This is a genomic window from Dietzia sp. PP-33, from assembly GCF_033790845.1.
In the GTDB taxonomy this organism is placed as follows: domain Bacteria; phylum Actinomycetota; class Actinomycetes; order Mycobacteriales; family Mycobacteriaceae; genus Dietzia.
Genome location: NZ_JAMYEI010000001.1, coordinates 757,201 through 777,445, shown reverse-complemented (window position 1 = coordinate 777,445; position 20,245 = coordinate 757,201). Strand labels below are relative to the sequence as shown.

The following is a 20,245-nucleotide window of genomic DNA, read 5'->3' as shown; positions in this document are numbered from 1 at the left end:
GCTCATCCCATCACTGCGTAGACGGTCCAGGCCACCACGGCCACGGTGAGCACCGCGACGGCCTGCAGGAGGTACTGGTGGACGGCCCCGGTCTGCGGGGTGCGGGCCAGGTGCCCGAGTCGGCGAACCCAACCGGCCAGGCCCTCGACGGCGCCGTCGACCACGGCGTCATCGAGGCGGGCCGCGCCCTGCCCGGCCGTATGGGCGGCCCGTGCGGCTGCTCCGACTCCGGCGTCGAGGACCTCGTCGTCGAACCGCGCCACGGACCGTGCCAGCATCGGGACGGCCCCGGCCACGGAGGTCACGGCGCGGTCCAGGACCGCGTCGTCGAACCGGGCCAGGAGGTGCGCCAACCGCATGACGGGAACGACGACGACAACGTGCGCAGCAGCCTCCAGCCCCAGCCACCGCTCGGCCCACCCGAGTTCCGGGGCGCGTAGACGTCGCATCAGCAGCACCACGGCCAGGGCGATGGCGGCCGAGACCACGAGCTCGAGCGCCGTCACCTCGCCGTGCCCGCCCATCGCCTGGGCGAGGGCGCCGCTGAGCGGGGGCAGCGCCAACACCGACACCGCGGCCGCCCCCGCGGCCAGCACGACCAGCGGGGCCTGCTCGAGCGCCCCCACCTGCCCGGTGCCGAGCTCTTGCGTTGCGCCGACCTCCCGCCCGGCGGTGGGCTCCTCGACCCGGGCCTGGGCCCCGCGGTGCCAGATCGTCCATAGGACCTTGCCGGAGTAGGCCGCCGACAGGGCCGCCGCCACCAGTCCTGTGGCGTAGAGCCAGGCCGAGGTCTCCAGGGCTCCAGCCAGCACCGCGTCTTTGGTCGCCCACAGGGACAGCGGCGCGATCCCGGCCAGGGCCAGGGCTCCCACGGTCGCGGTCACGCCCACCACCGGCCATCGGCGGCCCGCCCCGCGCAGTTCCGTGAGCTTCTCGGTGCCCAACGCGGTGAGCCACGCCCCGGCAGCGAGGAACAGCAGTGCCTTGGTGGAGGCATGAGCCACCAGTTGGGCGGCACCTCCGCTCACCGCGCCCACTCCGGCGGCCAGCACCACAAATCCCATCTGCGCCACAGTGGACGCCGCCAGCAACTGTTTGAGATCCCGTTGGGCCAACGCCACGATCCCCATCGCCACCGCGGTCAGTAGCCCGATCCACGCGGCGGCCGGGCCCGCCCACCCGGTGGAGGCGAGCAGCGGCTCCACGCGCAGCAGCAGGTAACCGCCCATTGCCACCATCGCCGCCGAGTGCAGCAGTGCGCTGACCGGACTGGGGCCCTTCATCGCGCCGGAGAGCCAGAACGAGAACGGCAGCTGCGCGGCCTTGCCCAGTGCCGCCACCAGGATCCCGGCCGCCACCACGTGCCGCCACGGGCTCTCCGCCGCCGGCAACTCGGACAGGCCCATACCGGCGCCGCCGGCCAAGGCAGCGCCGGCGGCCAGGTAGAGACCCAGGTCGGCGGTACGGGTGGTGAGGAAGGCCGTGAGCCCGGCCGAGACGCGGTCGGTGTCCCGCCACCAGAACCCGATCAACGCGTACGAGGTCGCGCCCATCAACTCCCAGGCAAACAGCAGCGCTGGCAGGCTGGCGGCCGAGGCCGTGATCAGGGCCGCGGCGGCGAAGAGCAGCATCAGCCCGTGGAAGCGGGGCCGGGCCGCCCGGATGTTGCCGGCCGCAAAAACCAGCACCAAAAGGGTCACCACTGCGACCATCGGCAGGGTCAGCGCCGCCAGGGCGTCGACCTCCAATGCCACGTCGACGCCGGCGATGAACGGGAACGCCACCGCAGGCCGCGCAACGGCGACGACAGCCGCCAGCAGCGCGGTCACGGCAGCGGTCGATACCGCGATCGGGGCCGCAACCCGCTCCGCCCGGGTCAGCGCGAGCACCGCACCCACGGCAGCCGGGAGCACCACCAGGGTCAGCAGCAAGGTCTGGTCGGCGGTCATCCGGAGAGATCCTCGGCCATGTCGGTCATGTCGGTCTGCCGCTTGCGGTGCAACAGCGTCGCCACGGCAAAGCCCATGGCCATCTCCACGGTCATGGCCGCCAGCACCACCAGCAGCAGCACCTGCCCGGAGGGGCCCGGGGCCAGGAACCACCAGAACCCCGCGGCGGCCAGGAGCACCCCGTTGATCATCAACTCCAGGCCCATCATCACCATCACCACCACCTGCTGGGACAGGGCCCCGTAGAGCCCGACGGCGAACAGGGCGGCGGCCACCACCAGAACGGCCTCCAGGGTCATCGACCCACACCTCCCGGCTGGGGGTCGTCGGCCGGGCGGCGCCGCAGATCGTCGCCGAGCCGGTCGTAGCGGGTGCGCCCGGCGGCCAGGACGATCCCGGCCACGATGGTGGCCACCATGACCGCGCCCACCACGGCCATCACCAACATCTTTTCGCCCATGATCTCCAGGCCCAGCGCGTTGGTGAGGTCCTCGGGTGGGGCGCCACGTCGCTCGGGCCACGGGATCAGCAGCGCCCCGGCGGCCAGCAGCACAAAGACCCCGACCGAGGTGCCGATCGCGGTCTTCTTACCGTGGGTCATGTCCATCGGCATCAGCGCCGGGTTCATGCCCATGAACATCACCATGTAGACCGCCATCACCGCCATCTCCATGACCATCATCAGAATCGTGATGATGCCCAGGTAGCTCTGACCCAGCAGCAAAATCATCACCCCCACGGCGATGAACGATGCCGCCAGCGCGTAGGTGGCCCGGGCCATCGAGTCCACCACGAACACGGCCGTCCCCGCGGTCACCGCCACCACAGCGAGTACCCAGAACACGATCCCGACCAGCACGGCTCAGCCCTTCCAGACCACGACGAGGGACACAAGCAGATCCTGGGCCACGACGGCCGGGAGCAAGACAGTCCAGCCGATCTCCATGAACCGATCCGGTCGCAGCAGCGGAAGTTTGCGCCGCGCCCACACCAGAACCGTCAGCACCAGCGCTGTCTTGACCAGCACCCACGCCCAGTCGGGCAGGACGGGCCCGGCACCACCGCCGAGGAAGAGCGGCACCGAGAACGCCGCCCCGGCGGTGAGGAACAGGTAGCGCCCGGCCTGCAGGACCAGCCGATCGACCCCCGAGAGTTCGGCCGTCACCCCGCCGACGATGTCCGCGGACAGGGCCGGGGCGAATGGACCCCATACAGAGAAGCCGGTCACGCCGATCAGGAAGACCAGGAACGCCACCGGCATCCACACCACAAACCACACGCCGTCCTGCGCGGCCGCGACGTCGCCCACCGCCAGACTGCCGGCGGCGATCGCCGGGGCCACCAATGCGAACATCAGCGGCAGCTCATAGGCCAGCCCGTGCGCGAGGAAGCGGTAACCGCCCACCAGACCGTGGATGGAGTTGGCGCCCCACCCCGCCAGCCAGACCAGGGCCCACACCATGACGTCGACGGCGTTGAACCACACGACTCCCACGTCGAGGTCCGCCAGTGTCCAGCGGCCCAGCGGGATCACGGCGATCATCAGGAACGCCCCGACCAGCATGCCCGCGCCGCCGATCCGCCACAGCAGGGTGTCCGCGGCGACCGTCGTGCGGCGACGCTGCCGCAACAGACGGGCCGCACGGGCCAGGGGAGTGGGCCCGCCACGACCGCCGCCCCGCGCCGGCGACGAGAGCACCCCGTCCAGCGCCACCGCGAACAACGCCAGCCCACACAGGATCACCCCGGCCAGCACGGCCCACCCACCGGACACGGTCGTCACCACGGTCTCAGACATGCCCCACCTCCCGGACGGCAGGATGCGAGCCCAGATCAAGGCTCGCCACCGCCAAGCGCACAGTGCCCAGCTCCAAACCGGTCACCAGGTCCGGCACCACCGCCCACGGCACAGTTAGTTTGTCCGCAGATTCCTGCGCTGAGCCGCCATCCGCCCGGTCCGGCGTTGCGCCGCCGACCTCGACGCGGATCCGTTCCAGTTGGGCCAGCAACCGGTCGTGGGCATCCCCGAGGCAGTGCCCCGGCAAGCCGTGGCGCTCCAGATCGGCCGGGCCGAGCGGCAGCACGCCCCGCAATGACCAGCGCAGCAGCCGCGACCTGCGAACCTTCCGGTGCAGACGCTCGACGGCGTCACGGGCGGCACCGGGATCGCCCGTCAGAATCCCGTCCCGGGCACGGCGGGCGCAGTCCGCCAGGTCTTCGGCACCGGCCAGTGCCAGCAGTGCCATGACCTGATCACATTGGGTCACCGTGGCAGACGCGTGGTCCGTGGGCCGACCGGGTGCTCCGGCCCTGTGCTCCGTCGCGTCGATCACCGAGGCGGTGGCGTCGACGACAACGTCCCCCTGTAGCGAGCAGTGCAGCACGAGCCCGGCCGGCCAGAACGGCAATACCGGACCGAGCGGCAGATGGAGAACATCCATCTCCAGGCCGTCGCGGTCCTCCCCGCCTTCGGCCAAGGGAATCCCGGCGGGAGCCATGTCCATATCCCCGTGGCCTTCATGGCCCTCGTGCCCGCCGTGGTCTGCGTGGCCCTCGTGGCCACCATGCCCGCCATGGTCTTCGTGGCCCTCGTGCGCCTGGCGATCCGCGTGCTCTTCGTGGTCCGAGTGTCCACCGTGGCCCTGGAGTTCCTCGTGTCCTTCGTGACCCACGTGCCCTTCGTGCCCTTCGCCATCAGCATTGTTCGCGTGATCGGACATCGAGGGCTCCTGCGCCCGTTCGCGGGCGTCGGTCCGGTGATGGGAAGTGTCGAGCAGGAGCGCAGTGGCATTGTCGAGGGCGGGAACCACCGCTCCGGGCGAGGCGATGCCGATGCGCACCCGAGGGCCGGGCATCTGCTCCCAGAGGCGGTTCGCCAGATCCGACAGCTCAGGGCCCGGCGCACCACACACGACGAGCACGTCCCCCTGAGCCGGACTACTGGCTATCCGCCACCCGCGACGGAGTAGCTGTTGCTCAAGCTCCATCCGAGTCGCCCACTGGCCCGGGGCCTCGACGACGAGCACCCGGGTGGCCTGGACGGCGAGGCGGGCGAGAAACGGGCTCAAGCCCATCGGAATGCGCCTTCTCGCCGTGCCCAGGCCACGGCGACTAGCAGGGCACCAAGGAACAGGAACATCTCCACCACCGCAGAGAGCCCCTTCTCGATCACCACCACGGCCCACGGGTACATAAAGAGCATCTCGACGTCGAAGGCCAGAAACACGATCGAGGCGAGGTACCAGCGTGCGTGGAACCGCGACAGGGCGTGCTCCTGCGGTGCCCACCCGGATTGGGCCGGCAGGACTGTCAACGGGTCGGAGGTAATGCTGGCCACGCGGTGGAGTGCATAGAAGAGAGCAACGACAGACAGCGCCACCAGAGCCACGGACACGATCCCTGAGGACATGACGGTCTCTCCCCTTTCTCGCGGTCGAACATCGAGGCCGGTCGCTGAGCGGTGGGAGTCACCTTAACGGATTACCGCGATCGATAATCTCGTTCCAGCTCGGCGGTCAGCCGTGACCGGGGCCGGCTCCGCAGAGCAGCAGGAAATGATGGGCGCTGTAGGGCACCGGCAGAGGGTGCTTTCAGGGGCCAGTCCGAAAACCGCGGTTCTCCGAGCCCGATCGACCAGCCTCGGGCAACGTGTCCTGGGGCGCCCACCTCGCTCCCTCGGTGCCAAGGTCAAGATCTCGTGAAGAAACCTGACGACTCGAATCATGTACCCACCGGGGGTATATGATTCTGGTGTGGGATCGCCCCACGGCGTTCGGCGAAAGGATTAAGACGATGACGGCCACCACATACCAAGTTCAGGGGATGACCTGCGGGCATTGCGTTTCATCCGTGAAAGCCGCTGTTGGTGCATTGCCCGGCGTGATCGGCGTCGAAGTCAACTTGCAGGCAGGAAGTATGACAACGACCGGAACCGCGACTACCCAGGCCGTATCCCAAGCCGTGGCCGACGCCGGATACGCGATAGTCTCCGCAGATCAGACGGTCGGTGTCTCCTTGCCCATGGCGAGTGGAACGGGTGGCTGCTGCTGCAGCTGACGGTTGGCCCATTTCGGCCCGATGACGCGATGAACCACGTTCTCGAGCGAACACAGCATTGGCCGGGTGGGCACCCTCGCTCACCCGGCGCTCGACTTCCAGCCGCAAGTCATTGAGAGATGTCCGGGTCGGCATGTGGCCCGCGCGCGTGTGGCCCATATGGTGGCGCCGAGGATGATGGGGGACATGAACTCTTCTGCCCGTGCGCTCGGAACGACAGAAGTCGCCGCACCGACGCCACGTCCGGCCACGGGCTTGCGGGCGATGGTTGTCGAGGACGAGCAGTCTTTGGCCGATGTCGTGGCCACCTACCTCGAACGCGAGGGCTTCGAGGTGACGATCTGCGGCGATGGTCTTCAGGCGGTGACACTGGCCCGGCAAATCGACCCAGACGTCATCGTCCTTGACCTTGGCCTGCCCGGGCTGGACGGGGTGGAGGTCTGTCGAAGCATTCACGGCGTCCATCATCGTGGCGTGGGGGTTGGCGGTGACCATCGCAGTGTTACTGGCGCTGCTGGTGAGTTGGTATCTCACCCGGAGAGTTCAACACTCCGTCACCGCCGTGACCTCCTCGACTGCCGAGATCGCCAGTGGACGCTACGACACGCGGGTCGTTAGCCCAGGCCTGGGCCGCGAGTTCGACGATCTCGCCGACAGTGTCAACGAACTCGCCCGACGGCTCGACGCCACCGAGACCACCAGACGCAGAATGCTGGCCGACCTCGGACACGAAATGCGCACACCCCTTGCCACACTCGACTCCTACCTCGAAGCCATCGACGACGGCATCCACACCTTCGACGACGACGTCCGAACCATTCTGTGGTCGGCTACTCGGCGGCTGGAGAGACTCGCCGCGGACATCGTCGACGTCTCCCGCGCGGAAGAACACCTCACCCGCCTTCGCCCCAGTCCGACCACTACTCGGACGCTGGTCACCCGTGCGGTCGACGCCGTCCGAGAACGATACGAGAACAAGGGAGTCCAGCTACACACCCACGTCGACGACGCACCGGTGACGGTGGACACCGACCGCATCGGACAAGTGCTGGGCAATCTCCTGGACAACGCACTTCGCCACACCCCCGCCGGCGGCACCGTCACAGTCATCAGCGGGCAGGTAGGGCGCCGCCACGTCGAGATCACCGTGTCGGACTCCGGCGAAGGAATCGCCCCACACCACCTCGACCACCTCTTTGACCGCTTCTACCGAGCCGACACCTCACGCGGCCGCCACAGCGGCGGCAGCGGTATCGGCCTGACCATCACTCGCGCACTCGTCGAAGCCCACGGAGGGCACATTCGAGCGCACAGCGACGGGCCCGGCCAAGGTGCGAGCTTTACTGTCGAAATTCCAAAGCCGGACTAAAGACGACTCAGGTGGCCGCCGGGCCGAGGGGGTCAGGGGCGGTCATGCCAGTACGCCTGAGAATCCGTCGGTGGCGTCGAGGTAGCCGACATCGCGCAAGGCCGCCTCGAGAACCCGGACATACGGAAGATGCAGTTCGGTAGCCATGCCATCGAGAGTCGCTCGGGCCGGCAGGCCGCGCAGACCGCGGGTGCGCCACAAGTACAGATTCTGGCGGGTGATCCCGATTCGGCGGGCCAGCTCGGCCTCACTGACGCCGTAGGTGTGCTTGTGAGCATCAATGAGCTCGACCAGGCGAGAGGTCTCCATAGTCCCGAGTATTCGCCTGCGCTGAGTATGTCGTCAAGTAGTAGTGGACGCTCTCGACAAGTACTACTTTACATAACGTCTGGTTACCGGTGTCGTCCCGCCGCCAGTCGGAGAGGGCGCCCGCTGGCTCGACCTCGTCAATGTGTCAGCGCGATTCTGTGGCTGGGACGAGCTGGACTGGAGCCTGCGAGTGGAAACAAAGGGTCCTGCCTCGACTTGAGGCAGGGCCCTTCCTTTTTCTTCGGCTAGTTCAGTGAGCGGCGTCGTACGCCTCGACGATGTCGGCGGGGATACGTCCACGGTCAGAGACCGTGTGCCCATTGGCGTTCGCCCACTCGCGGATCGCTTTGGTGTCGGTGCGCCCGCCCGAGGTGCGGGCGATCTGCTTCTTCTTGTCGCCCTTCACTCTGGTCGCCGCTGACCGGAACGGTTCGATCGCATCATCGAACAGAGCGGCGTTTTCGGCGCTCAGATCGATGCTGTAGTCCTTGCCGCGGTAGCTGAACTTAATCGACACGGCCTCGTCTCGGTCTAGTTCCTTACCGTCGAAGTCGTCGATGAAGACTGCGGAATATACGACTGCCATTGTTCTCCCAAAGATTGTCAAGGTGCGGGACTAAGTATCCACACTTGACGATCTTGGTCAATTTTTCAGCAAGCTAGGAGTGGCAATAAAAACAGCTTCCCCAGTATGGCCAGTGGGCTATCTCACAGCTTGGCGATATCTGGGGTTGTTCCGCACGTCCTCGGTCGGCTTAGTGCTGCTGAACGGTTTTTTGCGGACGGTCGGCAGCAGCGTTGTCATCAGACCACTTAGAGCGTGCCGGCAACCGGAAACTCACCACATGCCGGTTATGGTTCCCAGCATCTCTTCCCAATGCCGCAGCGGCAGCAAGTGGCCCTCGTCCCGGTAGAGTTATTTCGACAAGCGGGGTTCCGGCGTGTGTTTGTCGCTGGGTCATGATTCCTGCCGGGCTCGGTGCAGTGTCGCGTACATAGCCAGCACGTTATTGACGCGAGGCATCGTAGTCGAGATCCGACCACGCATACGGCAGGGGTGGAGGTCGTTTAGAGGGGATTGCAACCTCAGACACTGAGATGAGGTTCGGCGCCGCACCAGACGGCGTTCGTATCGTGTGGTGGCCGACTCCGATCAGTTCGGTGCGCCGTTGTGCGACTGCATGTCCCACCAAGGTGAGGCGATCTCCGAATGATGAGACCTCAGCGCGGACCACTGCCCCATGTCTGACGGTGGCCGGCGAGCAGTTTGTGCTCGCAACATCAATTAAGTCCGCCCGTTCAGCCCAGATATTTAGCACGCGGCTATTAGGGGACTTGCCCCCGGTCGTGATAAAAGCCAGTCCCACTCTCAGCTCATTTGTCACGGCAGAGCGGTGAATTGGGCCGAACACACTGTAAACACCAAATATCGGGCTACGGAATTGAACTGTCCATTGCTCGCCCTTCGAGTGCGCCTCGATCAAGCTCAACATCTGGTGGACCGGGCGCCGCTTCGGCGGCCGGAGCGCGGGTAGCGGGAGTGGCGAGTGCACCAAGGACCTCGAGACGATCGTAGCGAAACCGGACACTAGTGTCCTATAGTATCGCTGAGGGGCCCTCGGGTGCCAGAAAGGGTCGTGCCGGTCGCTCGACACGGTCGATCGACGGCGATAATGGGCCTGTGCCTATCTCGGATCACAAGTTTTCGCCCATGGAGCTGCGGGAGAGGGAAGTCGTGCGCCGAGCCATCGGAACGGTCGTAGCCCGGTTGCGGAAGGCGGCCGCGCTCTCTCAGGTCGAAGTTGCCGAACAGGCGAACATGAGCGAGAGAGAGCTTCGACGGATTGAAAAGGGAGTCGGCGGAACCCCGCTGGATCGTCTATGGCCTCTAGCCCGTGCGATAAATTCAACGCCAGAAGAAATCGTGCTTGAAGCGCAGAAGCTCATAAGCGCCGACCCAGAACTCGGCTGAGAATACTAATGGGCCAGCCGCGACTCGTTTGATAGGCCGACCCAGTGGCGAGATTTGGCATGGCTGTAGAGATTGACGATCGTGGTCTGCACCCACCAACAACTTTCAGCTAGAACAGTCAGTACCACTGACGGCTAGGCTGTTCACTCCGTCGCGGCCTCCGGCAGGTTGCAGGGCGAAATCCTTGGGCTGATTGTTCGACACGCGCTGGTAAATAATTGGTTGACCAGCCTGCGTGGTGCTCAGGGTGGCGGCACCGATGTGAGACTTGGCGAGGGACGGTAGGTGAGGGCCGCGAGCGTCGCTTGCGCGGCCAGCACCTCGTTGAGGGCTTTGAGTTCTTGAACTTCGGCCGTGAGAGACTCCACCTTTTCCGTATTGTCATTTCGGGTTCGGTCTCTATTTGCAGATTGATAAATTTCGATGAGTTCTTTTAGGTCGAGGTGTTTGTGGGTAAGCGCCGTTCGTGCGAGACCAGCTTCCTGGGCTATCGCTTTGACTGATAGCCGTCCCGAACTACTTTCGGATTCACCTTTCAGGGTCCGAATGAGCGCGGCAATGAGTTTGTCGCGTTCTTCTGCATCATCACCGCGTCGGGTCATGAATTGTTCTCTCCTTGTTCGTGTCGGGTGATTTCCTTGGTAAGTTCGTCCGCGATTTGCTGGTTGCGCGCTGCCAGCGGGGCGGGTAAGTAGTCGATTTCAGCGAGTAGTTGGTCGCGTTGCCGCGTCTTCTCTTGGAAGTGGCGGTCGAGCAGGGCGATGTTGGGGCAGCCGCGTTGGCAGTTGGTGAGGTCTGGTGTCCCCGAGTCGCGGTTGGTAGTTCGGGTGGGGTGGCAGAGGGCGGTGGCGGCAACGTACGAGCAGACGTTGTGGGCGTGCCCGTTGTCGTGAATGAGAGTGAGTCCGGATCGTTTGAAACGCTCGAGTGCTGCTTCGGTTTTGACCTCGCCGGCGAACTCGGCAGCAAAGGCGGTGACGCCATCACGGACGCGATTCGCGGCCGGGCCGCTAATGGCAGATCCGCCTTCGAGTTCTTCGGCGAGTAGCGTGAGGTCGTCCCAGGAGCCGAGGAGGGCGTCTAACTCCACTACATCGGGGAAGCCGGACTCCTCGCGCCCCGCGTAGCCGAGGGAGACGACGCTTTTGACGTGCCCGTACTGGATGCCGAGCGCAATCTCACCGCCGGGCTGGTTGGCGATGTGGTAGGCGAGCGTGCGTCGGAAGCGGGTGGTTCCGATAAGCAGGCGAGCGGCGTCACCGGATTGGTTCTCGGAGAGGATGCTGGTCGGCCCGGAGATTGGAACGACCGGGTCTCCGTTCTGGGTAGCGTGGGCGTTCCAGAGCGTGATGAAGCTGCCGAGACTAATACCTATGGAGGACGTGGTGGCTACTTCGCCTTGCCGCTGTTGGCCTTCTCGTGGGCGGCGGTTCCAGGCGAACAAATATGGGGTGTCTGGTCTCGCGAGCTGTTCGAGCGCCTCAATCGCGCGGGCGGCGGGCTCGATGGTCACCCACGGCTGGTCGCGTTGAGCACCTTGACTGAGTTGATCACCGTACTCGTCGCGGAGGCCCTTGAACTCGCGGCCGACGATTGTGTACTCAGCTGCGGCGCTGGCATTGCTGGTGACTGGGTTGTAGCGGAGGCAGCCGCGTTGAAGGTGCAGGACCTCTTGGGGGCGCATGCCGGTGAAGTAGGAGATGAGCACGAACGCTGCCGACCGCACGCTGCCTGCGTCGTAGGACTGGAGCCAGTTGGTGGCGTCCTTCCATTGTCGGGCGTTCTCGGCGGAGAGACGGCCCGGTGGGAGCGTGATCCCTTGCGCCGTGAACCATGTTTCAGCGGTCTTCTTAATGCCGCGACGCCCGACGGTGAGTGTGCCGTCGAGATAGCCGCTGATGACGGTGTGGGCGGCAACGATGAGCGCACTGATCGCCTCAGGGTGGAACGGTTCGGTTTTGTTCTCGTACTCGACTGGGGCAGGACCGAGCCACCGGCTATATTTCGCCGAGAACCATGAGGGTGCGGTGAACGCGTAAGGCGAGGGCAGGTCGACATTGTGGGCCCACAGTCGCCCTAGGTGGACTAGTTGCGCAACCTTGTATGAATAGGCGCAATCCTCGCGTGCACCCACGTGCTCGCCGTACTGGGTCCAGTCGTCGGTGGTGAGGTCTGCGATGCTACTGAGTCCGTGTGCGTCGATCCAGTCCAGCAACAACTTCATGGCGTGGAACATATGGAGGGCGGTCCCGGCGGATGGGAACCGAGACTTCATAGACGTGGTTCGACGCTGAGTTTCCGTATTGAGGACGTTGTAGAGGTAAACCTTCGCCGCTTCGCGATGACGGGGCCGAATGGCAGCGAAGTTGATGTTCAATGTGATCTGGTTCTCGGAGAGCGAGAGGTAGTGGAGCGGCCACACGTCGTCGCCGAAGACTGGCTCCGGTGCTGCTTCGGGAGTCCGGTGGTGACGGTTGGCGAAGAGTGGACTGGTCAGCAGCGGGACGACCGGCGTGAGCCCGACCGTCCGAGTCGCAGCAGTGTTGACGGCGGGGTTGGTCATGTGTCCCAAGTCCTATTCATCAGTCGATTGACCTGGTCCCGGTCAGTATCGGTGACATCAGCGCGGGCAGCGAGGAGGTCGCTGTTCGAGAAGTGCCGATTGGGGACTAGCAGCGAGGCGATGCGGGCATGATGAGCCGCGAATCGCGAGTCCCAGAGGTGTGCTGGCGTGACAGCGCGCAATCCCTCCAGGTGGTCGTGGAGGGCGACGACTCGAGGGAGGTGTCGCTTAAGGACCACCGCGTTCGTACACGCGAAACAAGTCAGGAAGGACGCGCGGCACGGCTCATGAGTGTCGGGAGCATGCTCGTGGTCAACGCAGGCCGAGGCCACTGTGTCGCGCGCACCTGAGTTCACGTCCTCAAGCACGCCGCGGAAATCCGTAGGGAGGTCGTCGACCGTCGGCGCACCGTTCACGACTCGCGCCTGCACGGCGTGGAAATGGTCTTGAAGAACAGTGGCGATGACTGGCTGCACGGCCTTCTTCACCGTCGGATCGTTGAGGTTGTAGTCGATGTTGGTGTTGAGGCTATGACCTTGCGGATGAACTTGTGTGGCGAAGTAGGATCGCAACCTGATAGGAGTTGCAAAGTCCAGTTCGGGGTGTTCACCGCGCCAGGCCCTGAGGTATCTCGCTATCGTGTGGGTATTCGCGTCTACCAGCACGGTGAGCGGGACTGGTCGCGCGTTCCTACCGATCGCATTTACTTGGCCCGAGCGGGACACGAGCACCGCGTCAGTGGGGTAGCCCACCTCTTGTAGCGTGCGCCGCGCCCCGTCGGTGAGTTCGAGAATCATCTGAATCAGGCGGGCTTTGGATCGAGGGCCGTTGTCGGTGTAGGTCTCAGTCCACTCGCTGACGACGCCCCGTCGCGGTTTGGTGAGCCTGACGCGAAGATGGAGCGGTTCACTGCCGTCACGGGCGTCCACTCGGTTGACGTCGCTCACGCCGAGAGTGAGGGCGGTGCCGAGGTTCCAGCCGCAGGTGATGATCAATGCGAGGAGCGCGGCAGCGACTTCGGCGGGAGTCGGGTAGAGGTTCTCCCACAGCGGAAAGAGCGTTCGGTTATTGGTTCTCGAGTTCGGGTAAAGCCTGCGGTACACGCTCGGTGGCACGCGCCGCTTACTCGGGCTCCCGGGGCTGCGGTCTGCTACATCGCCGGTGCGGGCCACCTCGTCGAGGAACTGGGCGTACTCGTAGTCGGGATGGCGGTCGTCATACTCGCCACGCTGATAGGCGTCGACGACGTCCCAGCCATGCTTCACACGGGTGAGGGCATCACGCACGTTGTTGACACAGGTGAGTCGTAGCAACTCGATTTCCTCATCGGTCAACGCGTCGTCAGAGGCCTGCGGTTCCGGTCGCGGCGCAGTCGTCGATTCAATGACGTGTGCGCACTCCGCGCTGATGCCGGGAAGTGTGGGCAGGATGACTCGAAGAATGCGGTGCCGTCTGTAGCGAGTGTAATTGGTCCACAACATCAACCGTTCGCGGTACATCACCCCAGTCAGGTCACTGGCATTGACGACGCCGAGGTCGGAGAAGAACGCCCGGACTGCCGTCAGAGCTCTACCCGTCGTCGCTTTCGTGCCCCATGACCCCGAAGGCCCAGCCATGTCGATGAATCGTTCCATGAGTGCTTTTCGCAGGTTTGGTCCGACGTCAACAGATGTGAAATCGAGCTCGTAGGGCCGTCCGCGTGACGGGGTCACCCGGAGGCCGTCATTGACTGCTTCGCATCTCATGCGTCTGCCACCCGGTCGTCTAGGGCAGCGACCTGCGAGAGCGTGTGGTCGAGGGACAGCGGAGCACCCTCAGCGGCCCGCATGAACCACTCCCACTCCAGGGCCAGAACGGGTGCCAAATAGTAATTCCGAGTGGTCTCGACACTCCGGTGCCCCAGCAGTGTCTGGACTCGCAGCCAGATGTTTTGGCTGCGCACCATCGAGTCGAACGCGCCGGGCGTTAGTGCACCACGCTGGCACATTTCCATGTGTGCGGCGAGCGCAAACACATACAGCGCGAACGAGTGGCGAAGCATATGTGGATGAACCCGAATCGTTGTGTCATCGAGGACCGCGAGACCGGCCCCCCACGCGCCGCGAGAACCCGCCGTTCGGGCGGAAGCAGACTTGAAGACGGTGTTCCAGTTGGAGACGCCGACAGGCTTCCCGCCCGTCCCGAGCCACACCATGAGAGGACGCCGACGCCCCTCCTCATCCAGTGCGTACATGCGTGTGCGCTGGGCGAGCGTGAGGTCGTCCAGCCGCCACCAACGCTCTTCACCAGCCCTTGCGGGTCGGCTCACCAGGACCTTGGTCGGAATCCCTCCGCGGCGGGAAATCTCTTTCAGGATCAGCGGGTCCGCGTCCTGCTCGTAGATGCCAGACCGAAGGCCGAACGCCACCTCGACCTCACGCGCCCCGGTGACATATGACGTGATCGACTGGTGCGTCGCGCGGTCCAAGTACATCATCCGGCCCCGCGACGGGCTCCCTTTCGACAGCGAAGCTGGCACCCGCCCAGAGACCAGTCGCGTGCTGAAATCAGCGCTGGGAATCTCAAACGTCAGCAGCCCAGCACCTTCAGTTCGTCGCAGGCCAGTGTGGTAAAGCAAGTCCGCGTACGCGGTGTTCCTCTCACGCATCATCAACGATTCGCCGCGAGCTGATCCAATCCCCAGCAGGCCCTCGGACCGCCAGCGGTCGTACGCCCGGCGGGTCAGCCAGTTGACGTCCGCTGACAACTGTCCTTTGGTGGCATTGATCCGTCCCGACGGCACTGGATTGCCGGAGATAATTCCCAGACCCACAGCCACGTCGTAAAGCGAGCGAATGGCGACCAGGTTGCGAGCTAGCGTTGATGCAGATACCGGCTCCGCCGGAATATCTCGCAGATCATCATCGCCCGAGGCACCAAAGCGACGCCGGTCCATGAAATCGTTAATCTCAGCGCGGCGCACCGCAAGCCAGTCATTCCCCGGACCAAGCCATCTGAAAAAGAGCGCCACATCTGACGCATAAGCGGAAGCTGTATTGACGGAGTGATACCTCCGCGCCCACTCGGCAACCGCAGGATGAATATTCCCGTTGGCAGTCACCGGAATATAGAGGGGAGCCTTCCGGCGAAGAATCCCAGCCGCCTGGCTCATTGTGGATTCCAGCCACGCAGGCCGGTCAACCATGTCCGACAGCACGCTCAGACGAACGGTCTTCACCTGCGCGAGGTTCATGGGTTGCGAGACGGTCATGTCAGCCAGCGTAGAGCGCACCCAACAGTCGCCGGTTACTATATAAGGAGGGACCAGGCGCACACCTGATGATTCCGGTGCGCGCGGCCCATCGTCTGTTCGGCCAGGAGCCCCGAGTAGCGGGCCTGGTGGAAGAAGCCTCTGCGCGGGGTGTCGGTCGCGAACGTGCCGTCGGCGAACTGCTCGCGCGCCTGCAGGTTGATCGCGGTGGGCGTGTTGAACACCACCACCGGCGCCTCGCCTCGCTGGAACCGCATCCGCTCGGATTCGGCCTGCGGGTTCGAGCCGTAGATCCGTGCGACCGGGATCCCGTCGGCCTCGAGCAGCTCGGCCACCGGGTGCGCGGCCGTGGACACCATCTCGGTGGCGATCAGCACCTGGTAACCCCGCTCGAGTTCGGCCTTCGCCGCCGCGACCGTGTGCTCGACTCGGATCAGCGACGCCTTCTGTCGCAGCCGCACCAAGGCCGCCAGCCCTCGAGCGACGTTGTTGCCCGTCCTGGCCAACTGCATCTCCCGCTGGAAGTCGCCCCACTCCAGCTCGTAGGCCCGCCACTGGTCCGGGGTCAGCTCCACCAGGTCCACGTCGAACGGAGGCGGCCCCCACGGCGCCGACCGGGTGAGCATCAGTGGCGGATCGTGCCGCAGCAGGATGTCGCGCACGTCGCTGATGGCGGCCTGCTGCATGGGCAACGACTCCTTGGCCTCCGCGGTCCAGGTCCACTTGCCGTACGAGGTCTTCAGTGGCACACCCCGCTCGGCCAGGGCCCGCCCGAAGTCCGCCCACCGGGCAGGCGGGTCGTCGTGTACCTGCGCGTACAGCGACGAGAGATATCCCCATTCGCCCGGGTGGTGGCCCGGGGTGGCGGTGATCGTCAGCACGAACGGGGCCTTCTCGTGAGGGCCGTCCATGCGGGTCAGTCGTCGCATGTAGCTCGTGCGCTTGCTGGCGTGCCGGAACTGGTGGGCCTCGTCGATCACCGCCACGTCGACCTTGAGGCGAGGGCGCCCGTTCCGGGACATGAGCTTGCGCAGGCTGTCTGAGGACATGATGATCCAGCGCAGGTCGTCGTCACACAGGTCCTCGTCACACAGTGCGGCGATGGTGCGTCGCCACGACGGGATGGTGATGCGCGCCGGCCGGTCCACTGTCACCAGGATGGTGCGTGCGCCGCGCAACTGCGCAATGGCCTTCGCCGCGGCCACCGCCACCAGGGTCTTGCCGGTGCCCACATCGTTCGCCAGGTGGACCTGCCGGAACTGGCGCTGGGCGGCAGCGACGATCGCGTCGACGTCCGCGCGTTGCTCCGGGCGCAGCGTCATCGGTGCAGCGGTCGCGCCCGGGCCCTCGCTGCCGTTGAGCTCGTCCTCCAGCCACCGCAGATAGGAGTAGGGCTTGCTGGCGTAGGGCGCCAGTGGGCTCGGCAGGGCGGTACCGACGTAGGCGTGCGCGGTGAGCGCCTTGTAGTAGGTCACCCCAGCCGGCGTCCCGCCGCCCAGTCCTCCCCACGGGAGCTCCAGCAGCCACACCCGCTGGCCGGGAGGGATCGACGGAACCGCCGGCGCCGCGCTGGGCTTCTTGGCCGACGTCGCCCGCCTGGAGCTCGACTTGCGCTTGGTGCTGGCCGCGCGTGTGGACCGGGTCGCCATCAGAGTGCTGCCCGATTTCGGGGAGTGACGAGGGCGGGTGAGTCCACAGCGTTCTCCTGGGTGGTCCTGGCGGGGTCGGGCTCACTGTAGAGGTCGGGTACGTCACCGCCGCCCTTGGCTGGCGCGCACCCCGCCGGGTCGCGGGGTGCGCGTGGGTGCCGGGGTGAGGCCGCGCATTGGGGGCGAAGGTAAGGCGATGACGACGACACGGGCCCGCCGCGGCCAGAATTCTGGCTGCGGGATGGTTCGTAGTCAGGCCCTGAAGCCGGGGTCGCGCTTGCCTGCATTGTCGTCGGAGACGTGGTGTGGATCCTCGCGGCCGCCGGTGCGGTGGGCAGTGTCGCGGCGCAGCTCGCTAAGGCGCACGGCTGCCGGGTGATCGGCAGTGCCGGCAGCGACGAGAAGGTCACCTACCTGAAGGACGTGCTCGGGCTCGACGCGGCGTTCAACTGGCGCGACGGCCTGGACAGGCCACTCAGTGAGTTCGCGCCCGAGGGCATCGACGTGTACTTCGGCAGCGTGGGTGGCGATCACTTGAAGGCCGCGCTCACTCACCTGCGCCGGCTCGGTCGGGTCGCCCTCTGCGGCGCGATCGCCGGCTACGACGGCCAGCCGCCGGCCGCTCCGGACAGCCTCTTCAACGCCACGACCAAGGACATCAACCTGCGCGGCTTCCTTGCGGGCACCTTCGCGGATCGGCTGCCCGAGGCCAGGAAGCACCTCGCGGAGCTGTGGCGGTCGGGCGACCTGAACCTGGACCTCGCGCGGTACGAGGGCCTGGAGTCCGCGCCGCAGGCGATCGTGGACATGCTCTCCGGGCGGACGACGGGCAAGTGCGTGGTGACGCTGGGCTGAGAAGCCCTTCGACGACGAGGTCGGCCGCCGGTAATGGTCTGCTGCTGACGGCTGTGCGCAACGGCAGTGAGCGGTCTGGGTTCGCCGAGGTCCGCGCTGCGCTGCAGACGGTTGGGCCTACTGTGTCGACGATGTGCCTGACGGCATCGACACCGCGATCGTCGCGGGTGAGCATCCACCGAACCTGATGCAGAGCCAGATGATCGCTCTGGTCGGAGTGGAGCTGGCCGATCCGGACGTGCTGATCCCCGACTAGGTCACTACCAAGGCCTATCAGGCAGGCTTGGTGAACTGAATAGTTGAGTCGGATGACCCAGCGGACTGAACTGTCGCACAAGATCGATAACGTAGTGCGCATGGTCACAATCCTTGCCGCCGTAATCAGTGCGATTACCGCGATTGCAGTTGCAGTAGTTTCTGCCAGCCGAAAGCCACCTGAGACGAAAATTCGTGAGTTACAGAAGGTGCTGGATGAGGTATCACATTCGCCGGATGAGGAGCAGATCGTCAAGCGAGCGATAGCGAAACAGTTCGAGAAGCTCGACACTCCCGACTACTCTTTGTGGCTTCTCGTCTGGGCGGCAGTGGGCGCAGTCTTGGTGACAATGCTGTCCGCGACGGTCAGCGAGTTGCAGTACGACAATGCCGGCGCGGTCGTGGCGGTTCTTTCATGGGTCTACCTAGCTGGATTCGTCATTCTGCTCGTTGCGGCGGTCTCCTCTCTTGCGCATGAGGTCTTCCATTGGAGGTGAGAGAAGAGGTCCAAGGAAGCTGCCGACGGCGATAATTCGGCGGCAGGGCCGCAGGACGTTATTGGGCTCTTCCGGATCTGGAGTGCGTGGTTGGGGTTCGCCGGTGATGCGGTGAGGCACAAGATGTAGGGGTCCTGGGGCGTGTGAAGATGCAGGTTCTCACACGCCGCATCGAACACCCCAGGACCCGCTTTGAACGCTACCGCTAGCCTGCTTGCCGACACCATCTGCCGCACCGTCGAGCTCGGGGTGACGATCACCGACGCCGCCGTGGCCGACGAGTTCACGCACCTGTTTTGCGCCCCGGTCACACTGGACCCGGTCTGCGCCGAGTGCGGAACTGCTGGGCGCCTACGGGATCATGTGGAGCGGAAGGTGACGGATCTACCGATCGTGGGTCACCCCACGAGGCTGGATGTGCGGGTACCGCGCTTCACCTGCGACAACACCGAGTGCGCCACGAGGGTCTTCCAACAGCGGATGCCGGCGTTGGCCGAGCCGCGGGCCAAGACCACCCGCCGTTGCAGCCGCTGGATTCTGCAGCGTCTGGCGATCGACCGCACCAGCGTGTCCGCGGTGGCCAAGGCCCTCGGGCTGGGGTGGGATCTGGTCAATGACCTGGCGGTCTCGGAGGTTCGCGCGATGGTCTACGAACAGCCGGGACACTTCGATGGCGTCCGCGTGCTCGGGGTCGATGAGCACAAGTGGAAGCACGTCCGCGGCGACGGTTCCTCTTCGTTCGTCACCGTGCTCGTCGACCTCACCCCGGTCGTGGACGGCACCGGGCCATCCCGGCTGCTAGACATGGTCCCGGGCCGTTCGGCGAAGGTCCTGACCGAGTGGCTCGACGCCCGTGACCAGTTGTTTCGAGACCGGGTCAAGGTTGTCACGATGGACGGGTTCGCCGGCTACCACTCGGCCGCCGCCAAAGCCGTTCCCGCTGCCCGGACGGTGATGGATCCGTTCCACGTCGTGCACCTGGCCGCCGACAAGCTCACCGTGTGCCGCCAACGCATCCAGCAGGCCACCACCGGGCACCGCGGTCGCAGTGGCGATCCGCTGTACGGCATCCGCCGCACCCTGCGTACACGCGCTGAGCTGCTCACCGACAAGCAGAAGGTCCGCCTGTTCAAAGCGCTCACCGCCCACGATGCGCACGCCGCAGTGGAGGTCACCTACGGCGTCTACCAGCGACTCATCACCGCCTACGAAGCCTCCGGCAAGCGGGAGGGCAAGATCGCGATGTACAAGCTCCTGAAATCGATCCGCACCGGGGTGCCCACCGAACTCCCCGAGCTCGCGCAACTGGGCCGGTCGCTGTGGAAGCGGCACCGCGAGATCCTCGCCTACTTCGACGTCGGCGCCTCCAACGGCCCCGTCGAGGCCATCAACGGCAGGCTCGAGCACCTCCGCGGGATCGCACTGGGCTTCCGCAACCTCAAGCACTACATCTTGCGGTCACTGATCCACTCCGGTCAGCTCCAGGATCGGATCAATGCACTCTGATTCCGGAAGAGCCCG

General features: G+C 65.3%; 20 protein-coding genes and 2 pseudogenes. 9 read left to right on the top strand and 13 right to left on the bottom strand.

The window, feature by feature from the left end; translation table 11 throughout:
* Positions 1–2: 2 nt before the first annotated feature.
* Genes NJE57_RS03725 through NJE57_RS03705 form a run of 5 tightly spaced genes read right to left on the bottom strand, consistent with a single transcriptional unit; the run spans position 3 to position 4,447 of the window.
* Entirely contained in the window at positions 3–1,949 is a 1,947-nt protein-coding gene (locus tag NJE57_RS03725) for an NADH-quinone oxidoreductase subunit L (RefSeq protein WP_007626383.1), read from the bottom strand.
* A complete protein-coding gene (locus tag NJE57_RS03720) occupies positions 1,946–2,248 on the bottom strand; it encodes an NADH-quinone oxidoreductase subunit NuoK (RefSeq protein WP_017836397.1) in 303 nt (100 codons plus the stop codon). Before NJE57_RS03720 ends, NJE57_RS03725 begins: the two co-directional genes overlap by 4 nt.
* Positions 2,245–2,808: an NADH-quinone oxidoreductase subunit J gene (locus NJE57_RS03715; protein ID WP_064257203.1), complete on the bottom strand. Its 564-nt coding sequence runs from the start codon at positions 2,806–2,808 to the stop codon at positions 2,245–2,247. The genes NJE57_RS03720 and NJE57_RS03715 overlap by 4 nt, the downstream gene beginning before the upstream one ends.
* A 3-nt stretch (positions 2,809–2,811) precedes the next feature.
* Positions 2,812–3,747 carry a complex I subunit 1 family protein gene (locus NJE57_RS03710; RefSeq protein ID WP_017836399.1) on the bottom strand — a complete coding sequence of 312 codons (936 nt, stop codon included), beginning with the start codon at positions 3,745–3,747 and terminating at the stop codon, positions 2,812–2,814.
* Entirely contained in the window at positions 3,740–4,447 is a 708-nt protein-coding gene (locus NJE57_RS03705; protein WP_223210110.1) for a hypothetical protein, read from the bottom strand. The genes NJE57_RS03710 and NJE57_RS03705 overlap by 8 nt, the downstream gene beginning before the upstream one ends.
* 21 nt (positions 4,448–4,468) lie before the next feature.
* Between NJE57_RS03705 and NJE57_RS03700 the strand changes: the two genes are divergently transcribed.
* Positions 4,469–4,918 (top strand): hypothetical protein, encoded by a 450-nt coding sequence (locus NJE57_RS03700; RefSeq protein ID WP_319026988.1) that lies wholly within the window; start codon positions 4,469–4,471, stop codon positions 4,916–4,918.
* A 95-nt stretch (positions 4,919–5,013) separates the two neighbouring features.
* Here the strand turns inward: NJE57_RS03700 and NJE57_RS03695 are convergent, their stop codons facing one another.
* Complete coding sequence (locus NJE57_RS03695) at positions 5,014–5,358, bottom strand: NADH-quinone oxidoreductase subunit A (protein WP_007626392.1); 345 nt, start codon at positions 5,356–5,358, stop codon at positions 5,014–5,016.
* Positions 5,359–5,690: 332 nt separating this feature from the next.
* Here NJE57_RS03695 and NJE57_RS03690 point away from each other — a divergent pair, with 332 nt between their 5' ends.
* The 3 genes and pseudogenes from NJE57_RS03690 to NJE57_RS03680 form a co-directional block, all read left to right on the top strand.
* Positions 5,691–6,005 (top strand): heavy-metal-associated domain-containing protein, encoded by a 315-nt coding sequence (locus NJE57_RS03690; RefSeq protein WP_311200806.1) that lies wholly within the window; start codon positions 5,691–5,693, stop codon positions 6,003–6,005.
* 264 nt (positions 6,006–6,269) lie between these two features.
* Positions 6,270–6,458 (top strand): annotated as a pseudogene (locus NJE57_RS03685) (response regulator); the annotation flags it as partial.
* Positions 6,451–7,374, top strand: a pseudogene (locus NJE57_RS03680) (sensor histidine kinase); the annotation flags it as partial. The pseudogenes NJE57_RS03685 and NJE57_RS03680, both read left to right, overlap by 8 nt.
* Before the next feature lie 42 nt (positions 7,375–7,416).
* On the opposite strand, the gene NJE57_RS03675 reads toward NJE57_RS03680, so the two are convergent.
* Entirely contained in the window at positions 7,417–7,683 is a 267-nt protein-coding gene (locus NJE57_RS03675; RefSeq protein ID WP_067715495.1) for a hypothetical protein, read from the bottom strand.
* Positions 7,684–7,933: 250 nt separating this feature from the next.
* Complete coding sequence (locus NJE57_RS03670; protein WP_182642448.1) at positions 7,934–8,269, bottom strand: histone-like nucleoid-structuring protein Lsr2; 336 nt, start codon at positions 8,267–8,269, stop codon at positions 7,934–7,936.
* A 1,125-nt stretch (positions 8,270–9,394) separates the two neighbouring features.
* On the opposite strand from NJE57_RS03670, the gene NJE57_RS03665 reads away from it, so the two are divergent.
* A complete protein-coding gene (locus tag NJE57_RS03665; protein ID WP_182654034.1) occupies positions 9,395–9,655 on the top strand; it encodes a helix-turn-helix domain-containing protein in 261 nt (86 codons plus the stop codon).
* A gap of 242 nt (positions 9,656–9,897) precedes the next feature.
* On the opposite strand, the gene NJE57_RS03660 is transcribed toward NJE57_RS03665, so the two are convergent.
* The 5 genes from NJE57_RS03660 to NJE57_RS03640 form a co-directional block, all read right to left on the bottom strand.
* The gene (locus tag NJE57_RS03660; protein ID WP_154828150.1) at positions 9,898–10,257 is read right to left on the bottom strand and encodes a hypothetical protein; all 360 of its coding nucleotides are present in this window, start codon (positions 10,255–10,257) and stop codon (positions 9,898–9,900) included.
* On the bottom strand, positions 10,254–12,218 hold the full coding sequence (locus NJE57_RS03655) for a hypothetical protein (RefSeq protein WP_132064157.1): 1,965 nt from the start codon (positions 12,216–12,218) through the stop codon (positions 10,254–10,256). The genes NJE57_RS03660 and NJE57_RS03655 overlap by 4 nt, the downstream gene beginning before the upstream one ends.
* Complete coding sequence (locus NJE57_RS03650; RefSeq protein ID WP_154828148.1) at positions 12,215–13,852, bottom strand: hypothetical protein; 1,638 nt, start codon at positions 13,850–13,852, stop codon at positions 12,215–12,217. Before NJE57_RS03650 ends, NJE57_RS03655 begins: the two co-directional genes overlap by 4 nt.
* Positions 13,853–13,959: 107 nt before the next feature.
* On the bottom strand, positions 13,960–15,468 hold the full coding sequence (locus NJE57_RS03645) for a tyrosine-type recombinase/integrase (RefSeq protein WP_154828146.1): 1,509 nt from the start codon (positions 15,466–15,468) through the stop codon (positions 13,960–13,962).
* A gap of 38 nt (positions 15,469–15,506) precedes the next feature.
* Complete coding sequence (locus NJE57_RS03640; protein WP_319026987.1) at positions 15,507–17,117, bottom strand: DEAD/DEAH box helicase family protein; 1,611 nt, start codon at positions 17,115–17,117, stop codon at positions 15,507–15,509.
* Positions 17,118–17,417: 300 nt separating this feature from the next.
* On the opposite strand from NJE57_RS03640, the gene NJE57_RS03635 reads away from it, so the two are divergent.
* The 4 genes from NJE57_RS03635 (at position 17,418) to NJE57_RS03620 (ending at position 20,230) form a co-directional block, all read left to right on the top strand.
* Positions 17,418–17,972, top strand: a complete 555-nt coding sequence (locus tag NJE57_RS03635; RefSeq protein WP_319026986.1) for an NADP-dependent oxidoreductase — start codon at positions 17,418–17,420, stop codon at positions 17,970–17,972.
* A gap of 133 nt (positions 17,973–18,105) precedes the next feature.
* Positions 18,106–18,228, top strand: a complete 123-nt coding sequence (locus tag NJE57_RS03630; protein WP_319026985.1) for a hypothetical protein — start codon at positions 18,106–18,108, stop codon at positions 18,226–18,228.
* Between the two features lie 52 nt (positions 18,229–18,280).
* Entirely contained in the window at positions 18,281–18,724 is a 444-nt protein-coding gene (locus NJE57_RS03625) for a hypothetical protein (RefSeq protein WP_319026984.1), read from the top strand.
* A 192-nt stretch (positions 18,725–18,916) separates the two neighbouring features.
* The gene (locus NJE57_RS03620; RefSeq protein WP_319026983.1) at positions 18,917–20,230 is read left to right on the top strand and encodes an ISL3 family transposase; all 1,314 of its coding nucleotides are present in this window, start codon (positions 18,917–18,919) and stop codon (positions 20,228–20,230) included.
* The last annotated feature ends 15 nt before the right edge of the window (positions 20,231–20,245 follow it).

Excerpts from the sequence above, each read along its gene's own strand:
- NJE57_RS03695 (WP_007626392.1), bottom strand. The coding sequence starts at position 5,358 with ATGTCCTCAGGGATCGTGTCCGTGGCTCTGGTGGCGCTGTCTGTCGTT.
- NJE57_RS03645 (WP_154828146.1), bottom strand. The coding sequence starts at position 15,468 with ATGACCGTCTCGCAACCCATGAACCTCGCGCAGGTGAAGACCGTTCGT.
- NJE57_RS03720 (WP_017836397.1), bottom strand. The coding sequence starts at position 2,248 with ATGACCCTGGAGGCCGTTCTGGTGGTGGCCGCCGCCCTGTTCGCCGTC.
- NJE57_RS03725 (WP_007626383.1), bottom strand. The coding sequence starts at position 1,949 with ATGACCGCCGACCAGACCTTGCTGCTGACCCTGGTGGTGCTCCCGGCT.
- NJE57_RS03670 (WP_182642448.1), bottom strand. The coding sequence starts at position 8,269 with ATGGCAGTCGTATATTCCGCAGTCTTCATCGACGACTTCGACGGTAAG.
- NJE57_RS03705 (WP_223210110.1), bottom strand. The coding sequence starts at position 4,447 with ATGGCTCCCGCCGGGATTCCCTTGGCCGAAGGCGGGGAGGACCGCGAC.
- NJE57_RS03665 (WP_182654034.1), top strand. The coding sequence starts at position 9,395 with ATGGAGCTGCGGGAGAGGGAAGTCGTGCGCCGAGCCATCGGAACGGTC.
- NJE57_RS03655 (WP_132064157.1), bottom strand. The coding sequence starts at position 12,218 with ATGACCAACCCCGCCGTCAACACTGCTGCGACTCGGACGGTCGGGCTC.
- NJE57_RS03690 (WP_311200806.1), top strand. The coding sequence starts at position 5,691 with ATGATTCTGGTGTGGGATCGCCCCACGGCGTTCGGCGAAAGGATTAAG.
- NJE57_RS03640 (WP_319026987.1), bottom strand. The coding sequence starts at position 17,117 with ATGGCGACCCGGTCCACACGCGCGGCCAGCACCAAGCGCAAGTCGAGC.
- NJE57_RS03675 (WP_067715495.1), bottom strand. The coding sequence starts at position 7,683 with ATGGAGACCTCTCGCCTGGTCGAGCTCATTGATGCTCACAAGCACACC.
- NJE57_RS03660 (WP_154828150.1), bottom strand. The coding sequence starts at position 10,257 with ATGACCCGACGCGGTGATGATGCAGAAGAACGCGACAAACTCATTGCC.
- NJE57_RS03625 (WP_319026984.1), top strand. The coding sequence starts at position 18,281 with ATGACCCAGCGGACTGAACTGTCGCACAAGATCGATAACGTAGTGCGC.
- NJE57_RS03710 (WP_017836399.1), bottom strand. The coding sequence starts at position 3,747 with ATGTCTGAGACCGTGGTGACGACCGTGTCCGGTGGGTGGGCCGTGCTG.
- NJE57_RS03700 (WP_319026988.1), top strand. The coding sequence starts at position 4,469 with ATGGCCCTCGTGCCCGCCGTGGTCTGCGTGGCCCTCGTGGCCACCATG.
- NJE57_RS03650 (WP_154828148.1), bottom strand. The coding sequence starts at position 13,852 with ATGGAACGATTCATCGACATGGCTGGGCCTTCGGGGTCATGGGGCACG.